The organism is Halodurantibacterium daqingense (assembly GCF_042666235.1).
Taxonomy (GTDB): domain Bacteria; phylum Pseudomonadota; class Alphaproteobacteria; order Rhodobacterales; family Rhodobacteraceae; genus Halodurantibacterium; species Halodurantibacterium daqingensis.
Map to the genome: position 1 here is coordinate 16,919 of NZ_JBHTFQ010000018.1, position 16,576 is coordinate 33,494.

At 65.5% G+C, this 16,576-nt stretch carries 17 protein-coding genes; 15 read left to right on the top strand and 2 right to left on the bottom strand.

Features of this window, described 5'->3' with window-relative positions; all coding sequences use genetic code 11:
- Positions 1-185 precede the first annotated feature (185 nt).
- From ACFQXB_RS19430 to ACFQXB_RS19485, 12 genes are all read left to right on the top strand, one after another.
- Positions 186-467: a helix-turn-helix transcriptional regulator gene (locus ACFQXB_RS19430; RefSeq protein ID WP_377406883.1), complete on the top strand. Its 282-nt coding sequence runs from the start codon at positions 186-188 to the stop codon at positions 465-467.
- A 9-nt stretch (positions 468-476) separates the two neighbouring features.
- On the top strand, positions 477-1,601 hold the full coding sequence (locus tag ACFQXB_RS19435; protein WP_377406884.1) for a replication initiator protein A: 1,125 nt from the start codon (positions 477-479) through the stop codon (positions 1,599-1,601).
- Complete coding sequence (parA, locus tag ACFQXB_RS19440; RefSeq protein ID WP_377406885.1) at positions 1,598-2,251, top strand: ParA family partition ATPase; 654 nt, start codon at positions 1,598-1,600, stop codon at positions 2,249-2,251. Before ACFQXB_RS19435 ends, parA begins: the two co-directional genes overlap by 4 nt.
- Positions 2,248-2,991, top strand: coding sequence for a DNA-methyltransferase (locus tag ACFQXB_RS19445; RefSeq protein WP_377406886.1), 744 nt, complete (start codon positions 2,248-2,250; stop codon positions 2,989-2,991). Before parA ends, ACFQXB_RS19445 begins: the two co-directional genes overlap by 4 nt.
- A complete protein-coding gene (locus ACFQXB_RS19450) occupies positions 2,988-3,242 on the top strand; it encodes a hypothetical protein (RefSeq protein ID WP_377406887.1) in 255 nt (84 codons plus the stop codon). The genes ACFQXB_RS19445 and ACFQXB_RS19450 overlap by 4 nt, the downstream gene beginning before the upstream one ends.
- Positions 3,239-3,757 carry a DUF2840 domain-containing protein gene (locus ACFQXB_RS19455; RefSeq protein ID WP_377406888.1) on the top strand — a complete coding sequence of 173 codons (519 nt, stop codon included), beginning with the start codon at positions 3,239-3,241 and terminating at the stop codon, positions 3,755-3,757. Before ACFQXB_RS19450 ends, ACFQXB_RS19455 begins: the two co-directional genes overlap by 4 nt.
- Entirely contained in the window at positions 3,754-4,299 is a 546-nt protein-coding gene (locus tag ACFQXB_RS19460) for a S26 family signal peptidase (RefSeq protein ID WP_377406889.1), read from the top strand. Before ACFQXB_RS19455 ends, ACFQXB_RS19460 begins: the two co-directional genes overlap by 4 nt.
- A gap of 35 nt (positions 4,300-4,334) precedes the next feature.
- On the top strand, positions 4,335-4,670 hold the full coding sequence (locus tag ACFQXB_RS19465) for a DUF736 domain-containing protein (protein ID WP_377406890.1): 336 nt from the start codon (positions 4,335-4,337) through the stop codon (positions 4,668-4,670).
- A gap of 3 nt (positions 4,671-4,673) precedes the next feature.
- Positions 4,674-5,438 (top strand): lytic transglycosylase domain-containing protein, encoded by a 765-nt coding sequence (locus ACFQXB_RS19470; RefSeq protein ID WP_377406891.1) that lies wholly within the window; start codon positions 4,674-4,676, stop codon positions 5,436-5,438.
- A gap of 244 nt (positions 5,439-5,682) precedes the next feature.
- Entirely contained in the window at positions 5,683-7,422 is a 1,740-nt protein-coding gene (locus tag ACFQXB_RS19475) for a relaxase/mobilization nuclease domain-containing protein (protein ID WP_377406892.1), read from the top strand.
- A gap of 25 nt (positions 7,423-7,447) precedes the next feature.
- Entirely contained in the window at positions 7,448-9,436 is a 1,989-nt protein-coding gene (locus ACFQXB_RS19480; protein ID WP_377406893.1) for a conjugal transfer protein TraG, read from the top strand.
- A 9-nt stretch (positions 9,437-9,445) separates the two neighbouring features.
- Positions 9,446-9,874, top strand: coding sequence for a CopG family transcriptional regulator (locus tag ACFQXB_RS19485; protein ID WP_377406894.1), 429 nt, complete (start codon positions 9,446-9,448; stop codon positions 9,872-9,874).
- Between the two features lie 9 nt (positions 9,875-9,883).
- Here the strand turns inward: ACFQXB_RS19485 and ACFQXB_RS19490 are convergent, their stop codons facing one another.
- The gene (locus tag ACFQXB_RS19490) at positions 9,884-10,258 is read right to left on the bottom strand and encodes a hypothetical protein (RefSeq protein ID WP_377406895.1); all 375 of its coding nucleotides are present in this window, start codon (positions 10,256-10,258) and stop codon (positions 9,884-9,886) included.
- A gap of 21 nt (positions 10,259-10,279) precedes the next feature.
- Positions 10,280-11,410, bottom strand: coding sequence for a DNA polymerase IV (gene dinB, locus ACFQXB_RS19495; RefSeq protein WP_377406896.1), 1,131 nt, complete (start codon positions 11,408-11,410; stop codon positions 10,280-10,282).
- Between the two features lie 423 nt (positions 11,411-11,833).
- Between dinB and ACFQXB_RS19500 the strand changes: the two genes are divergently transcribed.
- From ACFQXB_RS19500 to ACFQXB_RS19510, 3 genes are read left to right on the top strand one after another with little or no spacing between them, the layout of a single operon-like run.
- Complete coding sequence (locus ACFQXB_RS19500; RefSeq protein ID WP_377406897.1) at positions 11,834-14,797, top strand: TrlF family AAA-like ATPase; 2,964 nt, start codon at positions 11,834-11,836, stop codon at positions 14,795-14,797.
- A gap of 9 nt (positions 14,798-14,806) precedes the next feature.
- Positions 14,807-15,493, top strand: coding sequence for a TauD/TfdA family dioxygenase (locus ACFQXB_RS19505; RefSeq protein WP_377406898.1), 687 nt, complete (start codon positions 14,807-14,809; stop codon positions 15,491-15,493).
- Positions 15,486-16,424 carry a hypothetical protein gene (locus tag ACFQXB_RS19510; protein WP_377406899.1) on the top strand — a complete coding sequence of 313 codons (939 nt, stop codon included), beginning with the start codon at positions 15,486-15,488 and terminating at the stop codon, positions 16,422-16,424. Before ACFQXB_RS19505 ends, ACFQXB_RS19510 begins: the two co-directional genes overlap by 8 nt.
- The last annotated feature ends 152 nt before the right edge of the window (positions 16,425-16,576 follow it).

A 16,576-nucleotide genomic window follows, 5' to 3' on the forward strand; every position in this document is an offset into this window, starting at 1 on the left:
CCCTCTCCCTGATTTCCACGAAGGTCGCGCCACATTCGCAGGGCACGCATTTCCCCTGCCAGCTCGGGGGTGTCGATTCTCCCGGCCGATCTTCGACATCCATCCCCTTTCCGATTCTACGCCACGGTGTCCCCGAACACGCTCCGCCTTCCGGCGGTACGCCTCGGGAACACGGAACTACGCTCATGTCTTCTTCTCTTTCCGGCCTTCCACCCCGCTATCTGCGCACGCCGGAAGCCGCCCAGTTCCTCGGGCTGTCCGACCGAACCCTTGAAAAGCACCGCGTCTACGGCACCGGCCCGACCTACAAGAAACTCGGGGGCCGCGTCGTCTACTCGGTGGAGGATCTCCAGGCCTGGGCCGACCGCGGCACGGTCACCTCGACCGCCGATCCGACGCCTCCGGTGCGCCCCGCCCTGCCGAAATACCGTCTGAACCCGCCCCTCGCCGTTCGCCGCAACGGGTGACGCCTGATCATGTCCACCCGGCGCAAACCACAAATGCACAGCAGCGAACGGGCAAGGCTCGACCCGTTCATCGTCGCGACCGGCGACGCCAGCCCGCGCGACCAGCAAGACTTGATGGAGCGCCCGTTCTTCTCGCTCGCGAAGGCCAAACGGGTGACGCCGATCCTCTACAAGGCGGGTTATGTTCAGGTCGAGGTCTACGCCGTGCCCGAGCACGGCCTGGCAACGATCTGGGACGCCGATGTCCTGATCTGGGCAGCCAGCCAGATCGTCGAGGCGGAGAACGAGGGACTGCGGACCTCGCGCTTCCTGCGTTTCACCCCTTATCAGATGCTGTCCGCCATCGGCCGCCAGACCGGATCGCGCGACTACAAGCTGCTCAAGGGCGCCCTGACCCGCCTTCAGGCCACCGTCATCCACACCACGATCCGGAATGGCGAGAACTGGCGCCGGCATCAGTTCTCCTGGATCAATGAATGGGAGGAATGCGTCACGCGCGACGGCCGCGTCGAAGGCATGGAGTTCGTCCTGCCCGACTGGTTCTACCGCGGTGTCATCGACCGCTCGCTCGTCCTTGCGATCGACCGGTCGTATTTCAAGCTGACCGGCGGCATCGAGCGTTGGCTCTATCGTGTCGCGAGGAAACACGCTGGCCGACAACCTTCCGGCTGGACATTCGACATCCCGCATCTGCACGCCAAATCCGGCAGCCAGGCCCGGGTCTCGGACTTCGCCCTCGACATCCGCCGTATCGCCGCCCGCCAGCCGCTGCCCGGCTACCGCCTCGATATCGAGCGTGAAGGGCGCCGCGAACTCCTCCGCATCCGCCCCGTGAAGTTATCCACAGAATCTGTGGGTGGAACTGTGGGCACCCTCGGGACTTCGGGCGCAGGTGGTATCGGGACTTCGGGCGCAGCACCATCGGGACTTCGGGCGCAAGACACACAGCTAACTCTTTGGCCAGAAACCCTGATTCCGGGCCTTAACTTAGAGTCTAACCTCGACTCTAACTTTGATGTCGGCCCGGAAGATGGTGGAAAACCTGCCCCCGACGGCGCGGCCTCGAGAAGCGACACCGGCCGCTCCGAACCTGTCTCCCCTGATGACACCCGGACCCGGGAGGCGCAGCCATGATCGTTGCGCTGCTCAATCAGAAAGGTGGCGTCGGCAAAACCACGCTCGCGCTGCATCTTGCCGGGCAATGGGCTTCCGAAGGCCGCCGCGTATGCCTGATCGACGCCGACCCGCAGGGCTCCGCCCTCGACTGGTCGGAGCAAAGAAACAGGGAAGGCCTCCCCCGCCTCTTCGGAATCGTCGGCCTCGCGCGCGATACCCTCCACCGCGAGGCCCCGGACCTCGCCCGGCATGCCGACCATGTCGTCATCGACGGCTCGCCCCGCGTTGCCGGCCTGATGCGCTCCGCGCTTCTGGCCGCCGATCTCGTCCTCATCCCGGTCCAGCCCTCGCCGCTTGACGGCTGGGCCTCGGCCGAGATGCTGGCCCTCCTGGCGGAGGCCCGCATCTATCGGCCCGATCTCGCGGCACGCTTCGTCCTGAACCGCTGCGCGGTCAGGACGGTCATCGCCCGCGAGACCGCCGAGGCACTGGCCGACCATGACCCGCCGGTGCTGCGCACGGCGGTCGGGCAGCGCGTCGTCTTCGCCGACGCTGCCCGATCAGGGCGCCTCGTTTCCGAAGTCGACAATGGCAGCCCGGCCGCGCGCGAGATCGCGGCGCTGGCCGACGAGGTCGCACGGATTGCGCTTGGGAGGGTCACGCGATGACCATCCTGACCGGAGATTGCCGGGACGAAATGCCCTGGCACGCGCCCTACGACATGATCCTCGCCGATCCTCCCTATGGCGATACCTCGCTCGCCTGGGACCGGCGGGTCGAGGGCTGGATCCCGCTCGCGCGGGATGCCCTCGCACCGACCGGCTCGCTCTGGGTCTTCGGCTCGCTGCGCTGCTTCATGGCGACCGCGAACCAGTTCGCCGATGCCGGCTTCCGCTACGCGCAGGAGATCGTCTGGGAGAAGCAGAACGGCAGCAATTTTCACGCCGACCGCTTCCGCCGGGTCCATGAGCTCGCCGTGCAGTTCTATCGCGCCGAGTCCCCCTGGCGCGATGTCTACAACGACGTCCAGACCACGCCGGATGCGACCGCGCGCACCGCACGGCGCAAACGGCGGCCCACCCATACCGGCCATATCGAAGCCGGGCACTATGTCAGCCAGGACGGAGGACCGCGCCTGATGCGCTCGGTCCTCCGCCTGCGCAACTGCCACGGCCGCGCCATCCATCCGACAGAAAAGCCGGTCGCGCTGCTCGACATCCTGATCCGCACCACCTGCCCGGAAGGCGGGCTGGTCGGGGACTGGTTCGCCGGCTCCGGCGCGGCAGGCGAAGCCTCCCGGCTCGCCGGACGCCGCTACCTCGGCTGCGAGCTCGACCCCGCGATGGCGGAGCGCGCTCGCGCGCGGCTCGCATCGCTGCTGCCGTTCCACAGTGGAGGTCAGCCATGAGCAGGAGAACCTCCCGCGACGGCTTCGCCGCGCGGCCGCTCGCGCCGGAGACCTGGATCAAGGCCGGCGATACCGCGGCCGGCGGCAAAGCCGCGGCCACGATCTTCACCGCGCGGCTGACCATCGACATCACGCCCGGCCTGCGCGGCAGGATCAAGATCGCCGCCTTCGCGCGCGGCCTGACCGTCGCCGAAATGCTGCGCGAGTTGCTCGCCCGCGAGTTTCCCCCCGGCAGCGGAGAGGCCCCATGAACAGCATTGCCAGCCCGGACCTGCGGGGCCGTCCGCAAGCGGACGAGCCCGCGCCCTTCCTGACCCTCGTCAACCTGATCTGGGACGAGAAGCACATCGAGCACTGGATCCGCTTCGGCCATGAGGACTATCGCCAGCACCTCGACCCGCAACGCAGCATCGTCGGTTTCGCGCCTGGCCGCATCATCGCTTTCGTCCGCTGGGCCGGGAATGACCACGGCACCGTCGCCTCGCGCCTCGACGTGCTGCGCACGGTCGGGCGCGGTGAGCGATGCCAGACGGTCCCCTTCGTGCGGCCAGGAGCGGAGATATTGCTCCGTCAGTCGGGCTGGCCGAAGGTCGAGCGCGTTCTGCTCGCCATCGACGCGATCGAGGCCCTTGGCCTCGATCCGAGCGATGTCTCGCCGGATCACTGGCGGCATCTGCACAACCGGCTGACCGCGGGTGAAGAGCCGCGCAGCTACACGCGCGCGCAGCACATCGCATGGCTCAAGCGACGCGAGGTCCAGCCATGACCCGCGCAGGATACGTCTGGATCACCTCCCTTTCCGCACTCGCCATCGCCGGGGTTTCTCTGGCCGACGTCGCCCCGCGTCTCGTCTGGAATGCCTCGGCCAGCGTGCCGCTTGGTCTCTATCTTCTGCGCTCGCCGGAGCCGCTTGGCCTGGGCGATCTCGTCGCCGTCGAACCGCCGGAACCGCTCGCGCGCTTCCTCGCCGAACGCGGTTACATCGCCGATGGCGTGCCGCTCCTGAAGCATGTCATCGCGCTGCCCGGACGGCAGGTCTGCCGTCACGGCCGCGCCGTCACCGTCGACGGCCAGCCCGTCGGCGAGGCGCGAGAGCGGGACCGGATGGGCCGCGACCTGCCGGTCTGGCAGGGCTGCCGGATCATCGGCGAGGGCGAGATTTTCCTCATGAACCCCTCGGTCGAAGACAGCCTCGATGGTCGCTACTTCGGCCCGACCCCCCGAACCTCCGTCATCGGCCAGGCGATCCCGATCTGGACCGAACCGGATCCCGGCAGCCGCGGCGCTGCGCGCGCGGCCGCTCCCTGAAACCACCCCGAAACCGCAACCAAAGGAGACCTCACATGGCACAGATCGGCATCTTCCGCTTCTCTCGCACGGGCTACACCGGCCAGCTCCGCACGCTCGCTCTCAATGCGAAACTCGTCCTCGTTCCGGTCGACAAAGCCGACGCCGAGAATGCGCCGGACTTCCGCGTCCACCTCGGCACCGCCGAGGGCGCGGAAGTCGGCGCGGCCTGGAAACGCACCGGCGAGAAGGCGGGCGAATACCTCTCGGTGCAGCTCGACGATCCCGTCTTCGCGCAGCCGATCCGCGCCAATCTCTTCCAGTCGAACCAGGATGCGACCGTCTGGTTTCTGAACTGGAACCGCCCACGCGAACGCACCGAGCGGGAGTGAACCATGCAGGTGCCGCGTCAATCGGATGCCGCCGGGCGTGGCTTCGCCGCCCGGCGCTGCATCCTCCTCTTCCTTTCCGGCCTCGCCCTCGCGGCCACGCCTTCGGCGGCCGCCTGGGCGCAGGACCGGCAAGCCGAACGCCCGCAGCCCGGCGATCCCTATGCCGCCCATATCGCGGAAGCCTCGCTGCGCTTCGGCATTCCCGCGAACTGGATCCGCGCGGTCCTCGCCGTCGAGAGCGCCGGTGATAGCCGCGCGGTTTCCCCTGCCGGTGCGATGGGTCTCATGCAGGTGATGCCGCAGACCTGGGCGGCGCTGCGCGCCCGCCACAGGCTGGGCGATGACCCGTTCGCTCCCCGCGACAACGTCCTCGCGGGCACCGCCTACCTGCGCGAGATGCACGACCGCTATGGCGACGTCAGCGCCATGCTCGCCGCCTACAATGCGGGGCCCGGCCGCTACGACGAATACCTCGCCGACGGCCGCGCTCTGCCGTCGGAAACCCGCGCCTATGTCGCTCTGCTCGCGCCGGCCCTTGGCGGCGCTCCGCTTCCGGGCGGCGGTTTCGCTGCCGCGCCGCCGCCCGACTGGCGCCAGTCCCCGCTCTTCGCGGGCAGCATGATCGCCCGTCCCGATGCAGTGCCGCTGCAATCCGACGGTGCGTCGGATGCAGCCGCACCGTCGCCCGCGCCACCCGCAGATGCGCTCTCTCCCGTGCCGGCGCAGGAGCTTTTCATGGTGCGATCTGGTGGAGACCCTGACCCATGAGCACCTGGCATCCAGATCGCACTGTGGCGGGCTCAAGCGTAGAAAAGGGAGTCGTGGGGCGGTGGCCCGCCACCACGACCGAAGGATGGCAGGATAAAAGGCCGCGATGTGCGGCTCTGGGCGGTCGTGGGATTTCAACAGGTTATCGCCCGATTTCGCGAGGTGCGCCGTATCTTCGCGATGTGCCTGACCTGCGCTTTCCGCGTCATATCAAGGGTTTGACGCGAGGTGCGGAGGCCCGGCCATGAGCGGCGAGGACCAGATCCGCATCCGGCCGGGCCGCATCCGCTCGACCCGTGCCCAGCAGGTGCGCCCCTTCATCGCCCAGGCGCTGGCCGCCGCGCAGAAGGCCGGAGGCGGCGTCTCGCGCCGTGGCACGGTCAGTTCGGGATCGCGCTCGCGCTTCGGACGCGGCCAGCGCGCCACGATCCAGGCCAACCGCTTCATCACCTCCCGCTCGCGGGGGGCGGTGATCAAGACCCGCGTCGTGCGCCATGGCAAGCGCGCCGCACCGCTTGCCGCACATCTTGGCTATTTGAGCCGCGACGGCGTAACCCGGGATGGAGAGAAGGCGCATCTGTTCGGCGCCGAGCACGACCACGAGGACCACAAGGGATTTGCAGAGCGTTGTGACGGGGACCGGCACCACTTTCGGTTCATCATCTCTCCCGACGACGCCGCCGACCTGTCCGACCTGCGTGGCTTCACCCGCGATCTTGTCAGCCAGATGGAGAAGGATCTCGGCACGCCGCTGGACTGGGTTGCCGTCGATCACTGGAACACCGAACACCCGCATGTCCATCTTCTGGTGCGGGGCGTCCGAGACGACGGCACCGATCTCGTCATCGCGCGCGACTACATCAAGGAGGGGATGCGGGATCGGGCGCGCAACCTCGTCACGCTTGAGCTCGGCCCGCGCACGGAACTCGACATCCGCACCGCGCTCTCGCGCCAGATCGACGCCGAGCGCTGGACCGATCTCGACCGCCAGCTCGTGCGCGACGCAGGTCGCACCGGCGTGCTCGACCTTGCGCCCGATCCGGACCGGCCGGCCGACACCTATTCGAGCTTCAAGGTCGGTCGCCTGCGCAAGCTCGAGACCCTCGGTCTCGCAGAACAGATCGGCCCCGGTCAGTGGGTGATCTCGGGGAATGCCGAAGCCACGATGCGCGAGATGGGCGAGCGCGGCGATATCATCAAGCGCATCCATCGCGGCCTGGCCGGACACGGAATCGAGCGCGGCAGCGCCAGCTATGTCCTCGCCGGAGAAAGCATCGACGAGCCGGTCATCGGCCGCCTGGTCGAGCGGGGTCTCGATGACGAGTTGAAGGGCACCGCCTATGCCGTGGTGGACGGCGTCGACGGCCGCACCCATCATATCCGCCTGCCCGATCTCGATGCCGCCGGCGACAGCCCTCCCGGCTCTATCGTCGAGCTGCGGAAGTTCGATGACGCCAATGGGCGGCGGCGGGTGGCGCTCGCGGTGCGATCCGACATCGGCATCGAAGGCCAGGTCACGGCCGAAGGCGCGACCTGGCTCGATCGCCAGTCCATTGCCCGCGACCCGATCCCGCTGGGCGGCGGAGGCTTCGGCGCCGAGGTCCGCGAGGCGATGGACCGCCGCGCCGAGCATCTGATCGAACAGGGTCTCGCCGAGCGCCGCGGCCGGTCGGTGATCTTTGCGCGCAACCTGCTGAAGACGCTCCGGGCGCGTGAGGTCCGCGCCCTCGGCGAGCGTCTCGCCAAGGAGACCAAGGCCGTCTTCGAGCAGGCGCAGAGCGGGGAGTATGTCGCCGGCACCTATCGCCAACGCTTTGCCCTCGCCTCCGGGCGTTTCGCGATGATCGACGACGGGCTCGGCTTCAAGCTGGTTCCCTGGACCCCCTCCATTGAGAGCAAGCGCGGCAGCCATGTATCCGGCGTGGCCCGCGGGGATGGCGGTGTCGACTGGAGCTTCGGCCGCAAGCGCGGCCTCGGCCTGTGACCTGGAACGAAGAAAGGAGCCTGACATGACCGGAACGAAAATCCTCTGGGGTCAGATCCTCGCCGTCTTCACCATCGTCCTGACCTTCGTCTGGGCGGCCACCCAATATGTCGCCTGGAGCCTCGGGTTTCAGGCGCAGCTCGGCCCGGCCTGGTTCGACCTCTTCGGAATCCCGATCTACTATCCCCCGGCGTTCATCTGGTGGTGGTACTTCTACGACGCCTATGCGCCGGGGATATTCATGATCGGCGGTATTATCGCGGCATCCGGCGGCTTCGTTTCCATCGCCGTCGCGATCCTGATGTCGGTCTACCGGGCGCGCGAGGCCGAGGATGTCGAGACCTATGGCTCGGCGCGATGGGCCAAACCCGCCGAGGTAAGGGCCGCCGGGCTGCTCGGTCCCGACGGCGTGGTCCTCGGCAAGTTCAATCAGGAGTATCTTCGTCACGACGGGCCCGAGCATGTCCTGTGCTTCGCCCCCACGCGCTCGGGCAAAGGGGTGGGTCTGGTTGTCCCCACGTTACTGGCATGGCCGTTCTCCGCCATCGTGCATGACATCAAAGGCGAGAACTATCTGCTCACGGCCGGGTTTCGCAGCCGGCATGGCCGCATCCTGCTGTTCGATCCGACCAATCCGAACTCCTCCGCCTACAACCCCTTGCTCGAGGTGCGCCGCGGCGAATGGGAGGTCCGCGACGTTCAGAACATCGCCGATATCCTCGTCGACCCGGAGGGCTCGCTCGAGCGACGGAACCATTGGGAGAAGACCAGCCACGCGCTCCTGGTCGGCGCCATCCTCCATGTCCTCTACGCGGAGAAGGACAAGACACTCGCGGGTGTCGCCTCGTTCCTCTCCGATCCGCGTCGGACAATCGAGGCCACGCTCGATGCGATGATGAAGACGCCCCATCTCGGCGAAGCCGGGCCGCACCCTGTCATCGCCAGCGCGGCGCGCGAGTTGCTCAACAAGTCGGACAACGAACGGTCGGGCGTCCTCAGCACCGCCATGTCCTTCCTCGGCCTGTATCGCGATCCTGTCGTTGCCCAGGTCACCCGGCGCTGCGACTGGCGCATCGCCGATATCGTCTCCGGCTCCAGGCCGACGACGCTCTATCTTGTCGTGCCGCCCTCCGACATCAATCGCACCAAACCCCTGGTCCGCCTGATCCTCAACCAGATCGGGCGCCGCCTGACCGAGGATATCCAGACCAAGGGCCAGCGCCAGCAGCTCCTCCTGATGCTCGACGAGTTCCCGGCCTTGGGCCGCCTCGATTTTTTCGAAAGCGCCCTCGCCTTCATGGCCGGCTACGGTTTGAAGAGCTTCCTCATCGCACAGAGCCTCAACCAGATCGAGAAGGCCTATGGCCCGAACAATTCGATCCTCGACAACTGCCATGTGCGCGTGAGTTTCGCGACGAACGACGAACGGACAGCAAAGCGCATCTCCGACGCCCTGGGCACCGCGACCGAGATGCGGGCCATGAAAAACTACGCCGGTCACCGATTGGCCCCCTGGCTCGGGCACATCATGGTGTCGCGGTCGGAGACAGCCCGTCCGCTCCTCACCCCGGGCGAGGTCATGCAGCTTCCACCCTCGGACGAGATCGTCATGGTCGCCGGCGCCCCTCCGATCCGGGCGAGGAAGGCGCGCTACTACGAGGACGTGCGGTTTCAGGAGCGCATCATGGACCCGCCGCAGCTCTCGCAAGGCCAGGCGGTACAGACCGACGACTGGAGCACGCTGCCGATTCCCCCAGCACCCGATATCGAAACCGAACGGGAGCCCGACCCGACCGACACGGAGGACACCACCGATTCCGAGCGTCGCCATCAGCCGGAACTGAGCCGGACGAAAACCGTCGAGCGAAAGCAGCCGATCGAGGACGAATTCGGGCTCGGCGAGCCGCCGGAGGAGATCGACGAGGACGTCGCCCAGACCAGCCGCATGACCCGCAACATGCATGTGGTCGCCCGGCAGGTCTCCATGAACCCCGACGACGGGATGGAACTCTAGGAGACGCGCATGGCAGGACCGGCCCGAAAACAGCGCCTCTCCGTCTATCTCGAACCGGAGATCATGAAAGCCCTCGCCGCCCATGCGGCGCGGCGCAACCAGTCCCTTTCCCTGATCGCGGAGGCCGGGATCGCCTCCTTCCTGTCGCCCGATGCCGCGGAACGCCAGGAAGCCACGCTCATCAAGCGTCTGGATCAGATCGACCGGCGCCTGGCCCGCCTGGAACGCGACCTGGGAATCTCGGTCGAGACCCTGGCGATCTTCGTGCGCTTCTGGCTGACCACCACGCCGCCTCTACCCGAGCCCGCCCAGAATGCGGCGCGGGCGAGCGCCGCGAAGCGCTACGAAGCCTTCGTCACCGCCGTCGGGCGGCGCCTCGCGCAGGGGCCGATGCTCAGGCAAGAGATTTCCGAGGAGCTCCCCGAACAGGCGCCCTGATTCACCCGGCTATCCCATCTCCCAGTTGCCGGATTCCGCCAGACCCGCATCCAGCACCGGCTCATCCCACTTTCTTGCAGCCCCCAGCCAACGATTGACCATCGCCTGGAACCCCGGTTCGCTGAAGCACACCTGGAAGGTGTAAAGCCGGTTCACCACCTGCCGCATGAGGTCGCGCATCTCGTCATCGTCGATCCGCGAGGCCTCGGTCCAGGGTACGCGGTTGCCCTCGGCATCGACCACGAAGACGTCGGAGTAATCCCCGGCCTTCGTCACGAGCCCGCGTCCGGCGTGGATATTCTCAAGCATGGTGTTGCGAACGCAGATCATCGCCATGGCCTTGGCAAGCTGCGCCGCGATCCGTTCCTCTTCCTTCCAGTTCATGGGCATGCCTCTTCGAGGGGTTCAAAGCCCCGGCAGTCCAAGGCTCAGCTGAGGGTCGGGCGTTTCGCCCTGCGCCACCTCGTCCAGTGATGATAACGTGACACCCAAGAGGCGCACTCCCTTTTCCACCGGGAAGAGCGGCTCAAGGAGCGCGAGGGCAATTGCTCCGAGATCGCCAGCGCTCCGGACACCTGTGCCGATGGTGCGGCTGCGGGTGATCTGCTGGAAGTCGCTGTACTTGACCTTGAGCGTGACGGTGCGCCCGGTGATCCCCTTTGCTTCGCACCAATGCCAGACCTTGTCGGCAAGCAACGTCACTTCGCGCCTCGCGGCGTCCAGATCAAAGATGTCCTCGGCGAAGGTATCCTCGGTCCCGACGGATTTGCGGGGCCGGTCGGGCTGGATTGTACGATGGTCGATGCCGCGGGCGATCTGGTAGTACCACCCGCCTGCCTTCCCGAAATGCTCACGGAGGAACTCGGCCGATTTCGCCCGCAGATCGGCCCCGGTCAGGATGCCGAGCCGTTCCATCTTGGCGGCCGTCGCCGGGCCGACGCCATGGAACTTCTTCACCGGCAGTTCGGCGACGAACAGCGGCACCCGCGCCGGGGTGATGACCGCCTGTCCGTTCGGCTTGTTCAGATCGCTCGCCATCTTGGCCAGGAACTTGCAGTAGCTGATCCCGGCCGAGGCATTGAGGCCGGTGACCTCCTTGATCCGGTTGCGGATGATCTGCGCCACCTCGGTCGCGATGGGGATGCCCTGCTTGTTCTCGGTCACGTCGAGATAGGCTTCATCGAGCGACAGCGGCTCGATCAGGTCGGTGTGCTCGGCGAAGATCTCGCGGATCTGTGCCGAGACTGCCCGGTAGACGTCGAAGCGCGGCTTCACGAAGATCAGCTCCGGGCAGCGCCGCTTCGCCGTGACCGAGGGCATCGCCGAGCGCACCCCGAAGGTGCGGGCCTCGTAGCTGGCGGCGGCGACCACGCCCCGCGCGGCCGAGCCGCCGACCGCAACCGGCTTGCCTCGCAGCTCGGGATTGTCGCGCTGCTCGACCGAAGCATAGAAGGCATCCATATCGACATGGATGATCTTGCGGACCTGGCGGTCCGCTCCGGCCTTCTCCTCGATCCCCTCTCCCCGTTCCGACATGGCGTGTCGTCATCCCGCTGGTGCAGCCGGTCTCGCCACGATCTCCAGCAGGTCGGAGGGCAGCGGTCGTTGCAGCGCCTTGCCCAGTTAATGACGGCTATGGGCCGTTTCCAGACAGTCCGCTTCTCGGCGCCGAAGATTGAATGCTGCAGTTAGCCTCAGGCTGATCTCAGTCGATCGTCGATCGACAGGTTCATGAGTTGTCGAACTTCCGTTGGTCGGCGTACCTCCCCCGCTCGCCTGTACTTCTAGACAACGACGGTTTGTTCCACCAGGACAAGTACAAGGATGGCGGGACATGATATTGCGCGGCGCTTGTTTCAGAAAATATTCCTACGATAGAATGTGTGGCGCTACGCTTCCGCGCAGTTGCATCACCGGCATCGGAGCGGGACAACAGAAGGAAGGACATCAGGAGGCCGTATGATCAGTCGCGGTTCGGAATGGCACCGTTGGGAACCGCATATCCATGCGCCCGGCACCTTGTTCAACAACCAGTTCAAAGGCCCGAACGCCTGGGGCGACTACCTGACCAGCCTCGAACAGGCGACGCCCGTTATCCGCGCGATCGCGGTGACCGACTATTATTGTACCGATACCTACCAGGACGTCTTGCGGGAGATAAAGGAAAACGGCCGCCTGCCGGAGGTCGCGCTCGTCTTCCCCAATGTCGAGCTACGGCTTGACGTCGCCACGGTGAAAGAACGCTGGACCAACATTCACCTTCTCGTCTGCCCCAACGATCCGAAGCATGTGGCGGAGGTGGAGCGATTTCTCAGCCGGCTGAGATTTGAAGCCTTTGGCGACAACTTCGCCTGCACGCGAGAAGACCTTGCAAAGCTGGGGCGGAAGTCCAAGCCGGAGCTGAACGACGAGCGGGCCGCGTTCCGCCACGGGGCATCACAGTTCAAGGTCAACCCCGGAAAGTTGCGCGAAGAATACGCCAAGAGCGATTGGGCGAAAGAGAACATTCTGATCGCTGTCGCTGGCGCCGTAACCGACGGCACGTCCGGCATCCGCGATGCCAATGACGCAACCTTGCGTCAGGAAATTGAGAGGTTTGCACATATTATTTTTGCCAGCAGCCCGGCGCAGCGTGATTTCTGGCTGGGGCGGAAAAGCGGCGTCGGAGAGGATGTGCTTCGCGAGCGCTACGACGGCTGCAAGCCCTGCCTGCATGGCAGCGACGCCCATGAGCAGGCGACAGTCGCCAAACCCGATGGCAACCGCTATTCCTGGATCAAAGGTGCTCTGGAATTCGATGCGCTGCGCCAAGCCTGTATCGATCCTGCCGGTCGGGCCTATGTCGGTCCCCATCCCCCGTTTCGGGCGACGCCCGCACGCGTTATCGCGGAGGTTGAGTTGACGGGCGCCGACTGGTCGCAGACGCCGAAGCTCGCGCTCAATCCCGGTTTGGTCGCCATCATTGGCGCCCGGGGCTCCGGCAAGACCGCGCTTGCGGATGCGATCGCTGCGGGATGCGACGCGACGGATGGCCGATTGAGCAATGCGTCATTTATCGTGCGGGCGCGTGAGCATCTCAACGGCGTAGGCGTCCGGCTGAACTGGGAGACCGGAGATCCGTCGGTCCGCCCCTTGCTCGTTGACTCATTTGATCCGTCGCTCTATCCGCGAGCGCGGTATCTCTCCCAGAAGTTCGTCGAGGAGCTTTGCTCGGCCGATGGGTTGAAGGACGAATTGCTGAGCGAGATCGAGCGGGTTATTTTTGAAGCGCACAGCACGCTGGAACGCGACGGCGCGACGGATTTCGACGAGCTGCTGGAGTTGCGGACGATCGTGTTGCGCGACAACCGCAACCGTGACGAGGAGGCCATTGAGACACTCTCCGATCAAATCGGGCTCGAGCGCGAGAAGCAAAGCCAGATCGCCAGCCTCAAATCGCAGATCACTCAGAAGGACGCGCTGATCGCCGGCTATATCAAGAGCCGGGACAAGTTGGTGACCGCAGGCAGCGCGGAGCGCGTCGCGCGGCTGAACGCGCTCACCGAAGCCGCGGACTATGTCCGGACGCAGATTCGGCTCTGGTCGCAGGAGAGCCAAGCTCTGCGCTCTTTGCAGAACGACGTATCGGACTTCCGAACAAATCGCGCGCCGATGGCCCTGCGAACGACCAAGCAGAACTTCGTCGGCGCGCATCTCGACGACACGTCATGGGAGGTATTCCGGCAAACCTACGCCGGCAACGTCGACGGAACATTGACCGAGCGGCTGGCCAAGGCCGAGAAAGCAACAGCCGGGTGGCGGGGTAAGGAGCTGCCTCGTAAGGCGAGCGACCAGGAGCCCTATGTCGCCGACGACGCCGAGCTGAAGCGGTTGTCGCTAGGCGAACTTGAGGCCGAGATCGGCCGCATTCAGCGCCTCATCAACATCGATACCGACACCGCCAATCGCTTGCGCACGATAACCACCAAGATCGGGGACGAGAACGCCTCCCTGAAACGCCTGAAGGATTCGTTGGCCGATTGTGAAGGCGCGGCGACGCGGACCACCCAGCTCCAGTCCGATCGAGAGAAGGCCTATTTGCGGGTCTTCGAATCCATCGTCGCCGAAGAGCAAGTGTTGCACGCGCTATACCGACCGCTCATGGACCGGCTTGCGCAGGCGTCCGGGACGCTGCGCAAATTGTCGTTCTCGGTGTCGCGCCATGCGGACGTGCATCGCTGGGCGACGGAGGGCGAAGGCCTGTTCGACAAACGGCGCACCGGCCCGTTCAAGGGCGTCGGCACATTGGAGGCCTGGGCCGACGCGCTGCTGAAGCCGGCGTGGGAATCGGGCGATCCCAAAGCCGTTGCCGAGGCCATGGCGGGTTTCCGTCAGGCCCATCAGGCCGAACTGCTCGATCTCTCCGAGGTGCCGCGATCACAGCAAGCGGATTATCGCTCCTGGCTGAGACGCTTCGCCAAATGGCTTTACGGCACCAGCCATATCGAGATCAGCTACAGTATCGACTACGAAGCCGTTGATATTCGCAAGCTCTCTCCGGGCACGCGCGGCATCGTCCTGCTGCTGCTCTATCTTGCGTTGGACGACAGCGATGATCGCCCGTTGATCATCGACCAGCCGGAGGAAAACCTCGATCCGAAGTCGATCTTCGACGAACTGGTCGAGCTGTTCATTGCCGCGAAAAACGTGCGCCAGGTCATTATGGTGACGCACAACGCGAACCTCGTCGTCAACACGGATGCCGATCAGGTCATCGTCGCGTTCTCCGGCACTCATACGCCCGGGAAGCTGCCGCCTATCCGCTATCTGTCGGGTGGCCTCGAAAACGCGGATATGCGCAAGCACGTCTGCGACATCCTTGAAGGTGGCGAGCGCGCCTTCAAGGAGCGCGCCCGGCGCCTTCGCGTACGTCTCGATAGATAGCACAGCGAGATGGCCACACCCGACGTCCCCGTGTCCGATACTCGACAGCCTCTCGGCCCTCTGGCGGAGCGCGGCTGGTCTCTTCATAGCAGCGACTTCGCGGACGCCGACGCGACGGTGAGCGAACTGGGCAAGCTCGGCGATCGCCTCGGCACCCGCGTTGCCGGCCGCGCCGGCTCGTTCGAAGAGATCATCGAGCCTCACGGCGCCGACGATGCGCATCCCCGATCCTTGAGCGCCCGCTACGGCCTGGGGGCTTTGCCCTTCCATACAGAACTCAGCCATCGCACCAGACCATGCCGCTACCTTCTCCTCGGGTGTATCGCCCCAGGGTCGCCAGCCGCCGCAACGATGCTCCTCGACTGGAAGACGCTCGGCTTTTCGGTGGAAGAGCTTGACCTGCTTGAAGGCACTCCGATGCTCGTTCGTAGCGGTCGGCGTTCCTTCTACTCGACGATCCTCGCGCCGGGAGGAGCCTTCCTGCGATACGATCCCGGCTGTCTTGAACCCGTGGACCAGCGCGGCCGCATGGCTCTGGCGCTCATCGAGGACCGGATCGCCGGCGCTTCGCCCCAAGCTCATCAGTGGCGCCAGGGCGACATCCTCGTCATCGACAACTGGCGCGTCCTTCACGGGCGCAGCCCGTCGGACCGAGGGTCTGGCCGACGCCTCGCAAGGATTCTCATCAATGCCTGAAGATGTCTTCATCGCCATAAACGGCGACGCGCTCCATGCAAAATCGAAGGTCTACATTGGCCGTGCGCTGGCCCGCAAAGGCGCCAGCGATCTCGACGAGTATCAGCTGTGGGCCTCCCTCGCGCTCGAGCTGCTCGGCAAGGCCGCACTCGCCCGGAAGCATCCGAGCCTCGTGGTCGATCCAACGCACTGGCAGTCGATGTTCGTTGCGGCCGGGATCAACGTCACGACAGACGTGAAGACGATCACCGCCAAGACCTTGTTCGAACGCCTGGCCCATCTCGTCCCGCGCTTCGACAAGACAGTCCAGAAATTCTGCCAGGACATCGCCGAGCGCCGAAACGCCGAGCTCCACTCGGCCGATCTTCCGTTCCGGACGATGCGTCTCGACGCCTGGGAGGCACGCTATTGGCATGCGTGCGACACAATCTTGCACCAGATGGACTCATCCCTGGAGCAATGGCTCGGCGCAGCCGATGCCAAGGCGCCTCGCCAGCTTCTCGATGAGGCCGCCAAGGCCCTCGCGGCGGCCGTCAAGCTGCGCGTCGAGGCCGCCCGCGACCAATTCGACGCGTTGAAAAAGGCAGAGCGCGAGCGCCTGACCGCCGAGGCGGAATTGCGCGAACCGCAGCACCAGACGGGAATCTTCAAAGGCCGGTACGACGAGATCTGGGCCGAAAGCTGCCCGGCCTGCAAATGCCGAGCATTCATGAGCGGCGAGCAAACCGGCGAATACATCAGCGAAGAGCGCGATGAGCATGCGATCTGGGAAATCGTCAACCGCGAGTTTGTCGGCGAAGAGTTTCGTTGCCTGACATGCGATTTGACGCTCATGGGAAGCGACGAAATCGACGCCTCGGGCCTGAACTACATCCACGAGGATCAACAAGAACGTGAAATGGAATACGAGCCCGACTACGGGAATGACTGATCGCAAATGGAGACGGACGCAACGAGGCAAGGCCTATGCCGGTTTACTTCATAGGGGCGTTGTTGCAAAACCCTGTCTCCCAAGGATTCACATCGCGAATCCATGCGGTTAGACGGGACGCATGAGCAAGCCATCACCCGCCCGCTACCGCA

What these genes read in the sequence shown, in the direction of transcription:
- ACFQXB_RS19430 (WP_377406883.1), top strand. Translation starts at nt 186, where the DNA reads ATGTCTTCTTCTCTTTCCGGCCTTCCACCCCGCTATCTGCGCACGCCG.
- ACFQXB_RS19435 (WP_377406884.1), top strand. Translation starts at nt 477, where the DNA reads ATGTCCACCCGGCGCAAACCACAAATGCACAGCAGCGAACGGGCAAGG.
- parA (WP_377406885.1), top strand. Translation starts at nt 1,598, where the DNA reads ATGATCGTTGCGCTGCTCAATCAGAAAGGTGGCGTCGGCAAAACCACG.
- ACFQXB_RS19445 (WP_377406886.1), top strand. Translation starts at nt 2,248, where the DNA reads ATGACCATCCTGACCGGAGATTGCCGGGACGAAATGCCCTGGCACGCG.
- ACFQXB_RS19450 (WP_377406887.1), top strand. Translation starts at nt 2,988, where the DNA reads ATGAGCAGGAGAACCTCCCGCGACGGCTTCGCCGCGCGGCCGCTCGCG.
- ACFQXB_RS19455 (WP_377406888.1), top strand. Translation starts at nt 3,239, where the DNA reads ATGAACAGCATTGCCAGCCCGGACCTGCGGGGCCGTCCGCAAGCGGAC.
- ACFQXB_RS19460 (WP_377406889.1), top strand. Translation starts at nt 3,754, where the DNA reads ATGACCCGCGCAGGATACGTCTGGATCACCTCCCTTTCCGCACTCGCC.
- ACFQXB_RS19465 (WP_377406890.1), top strand. Translation starts at nt 4,335, where the DNA reads ATGGCACAGATCGGCATCTTCCGCTTCTCTCGCACGGGCTACACCGGC.
- ACFQXB_RS19470 (WP_377406891.1), top strand. Translation starts at nt 4,674, where the DNA reads ATGCAGGTGCCGCGTCAATCGGATGCCGCCGGGCGTGGCTTCGCCGCC.
- ACFQXB_RS19475 (WP_377406892.1), top strand. Translation starts at nt 5,683, where the DNA reads ATGAGCGGCGAGGACCAGATCCGCATCCGGCCGGGCCGCATCCGCTCG.
- ACFQXB_RS19480 (WP_377406893.1), top strand. Translation starts at nt 7,448, where the DNA reads ATGACCGGAACGAAAATCCTCTGGGGTCAGATCCTCGCCGTCTTCACC.
- ACFQXB_RS19485 (WP_377406894.1), top strand. Translation starts at nt 9,446, where the DNA reads ATGGCAGGACCGGCCCGAAAACAGCGCCTCTCCGTCTATCTCGAACCG.
- ACFQXB_RS19490 (WP_377406895.1), bottom strand. Translation starts at nt 10,258, where the DNA reads ATGAACTGGAAGGAAGAGGAACGGATCGCGGCGCAGCTTGCCAAGGCC.
- dinB (WP_377406896.1), bottom strand. Translation starts at nt 11,410, where the DNA reads ATGTCGGAACGGGGAGAGGGGATCGAGGAGAAGGCCGGAGCGGACCGC.
- ACFQXB_RS19500 (WP_377406897.1), top strand. Translation starts at nt 11,834, where the DNA reads ATGATCAGTCGCGGTTCGGAATGGCACCGTTGGGAACCGCATATCCAT.
- ACFQXB_RS19505 (WP_377406898.1), top strand. Translation starts at nt 14,807, where the DNA reads ATGGCCACACCCGACGTCCCCGTGTCCGATACTCGACAGCCTCTCGGC.
- ACFQXB_RS19510 (WP_377406899.1), top strand. Translation starts at nt 15,486, where the DNA reads ATGCCTGAAGATGTCTTCATCGCCATAAACGGCGACGCGCTCCATGCA.